Here is a 1,233-nt window from a genome sequence, read left to right on the forward strand (position 1 = left end):
TGTCGTCCACCCGGAAGACGTCGATGTCGGCCAGGTCCTCCCACAACACCGGGTTGGAATAGGTCGACGACGGCGGCCACGACCCGCTCGTCGGACTCGGCGACGGCGACGGCGAAACAGACGGTGAAACAGACGGCGAAGCCGAGGGCGACGGCGAGGGGCTCGGCGAGGGAGACACCGATGGACTGGCGCTGGGACTGGCACTGGGACTGGTGACGGTCCCGCTGCAGGTGGTGCCGTTCAGCGCGAAGCTCGCCGGCACCGGATTCGACGAGGTCCAGGCGCCGTTGAAGCCGAACGACGTGCTTCCGCCGGTCGGGATGCCGCCATTGTAGGAGGCGTTGGTCACCGTGACCTGGGCGCCCGACTGGGTGTAGTTGCCGTTCCACAGCTGGCTGATCGTCTGCCCGGCCGGAAACGACCAGGTCAGGCTCCAGCCGTTGATCGGGTCACCCAGGTTCACCACGTCCACGTTGGCGCCGAAGCCGCCCTGCCACTGGCTGGTCACGGTGTAGGTGACCCGGCAGCCCGCGGCGGCGCGAGCCGAGCCGGCGGTCACGACTCCGAGGACGCTCAGCGCCGCGGCCAGCCCGGCCGCGAGCCAGCGCCGATGTCGAGTGATGCGCACGAGGATCTCCAGGGGATAGGGGTTCGTCAGGAGACGGTGCAGGGGTTTCCGTTGAGGGTGAACGCCGTGGGCTTGCCGGCGTTGCCGGTGTGGGTGGCCTGGAAGCCGATCTCAGTGGTGGAGCCGGGCGCGATCGTGCCGTTGTAGCTGACGTTCTGCGCCGTGACCTGTCCGCTGGAGGGCGAGTAGGTGGCGTTCCATCCGTTGGTGATGGTCTGCCCGCTGGGCAGGGTGAAGGTCAGCGACCAGCCGTTGACGGTGGAGGAGCCGGTGTTGGTGACGGCGATCTGCTCGGTCAGGCCCTCGTTCCAGGCGTTGACCGTCGCGTTGACCCGGCAGGCACCCGAACCCGCGGTGGGCGACGCGGACGGAGACGGACTGGCGGAGGGGCTGGCGGAGGGGCTGGCGGACGGGCTGGGCGACGGGCTGGGCGACGGGCTGGGGCTGGTTCCGGGACCCTGCCCGATGCTGCCGGGGACGGACTGGAGTGCCGCGTACCAGGCGGCGGCCATCTTGTCGTAGCCGTTCGCGGTGGGGTGGATGCCGTCGATGAGGTCGCCGGTGGTCAGCTTGCTGTGCATGTCGACCAGGTGGACGTGCTTTCC

At 69.5% G+C, this 1,233-nt stretch carries 2 protein-coding genes; both read right to left on the minus strand.

Annotated features, from left to right (window positions below; all coding sequences use genetic code 11):
- On the minus strand, positions 1 to 628 hold a 628-nt coding region (locus tag FLV34_RS39290; RefSeq protein ID WP_187280877.1), incomplete at its 3' end, for a cellulose binding domain-containing protein.
- A 26-nt stretch (positions 629 to 654) separates the two neighbouring features.
- A partial coding sequence (locus tag FLV34_RS39295; RefSeq protein ID WP_187280878.1) for a cellulose binding domain-containing protein occupies positions 655 to 1,233 on the minus strand: 579 nt, incomplete at its 5' end.

The organism is Microbispora sp. CSR-4, from assembly GCF_008033685.1.
In the GTDB taxonomy this organism is placed as follows: Bacteria; Actinomycetota; Actinomycetes; order Streptosporangiales; family Streptosporangiaceae; genus Microbispora.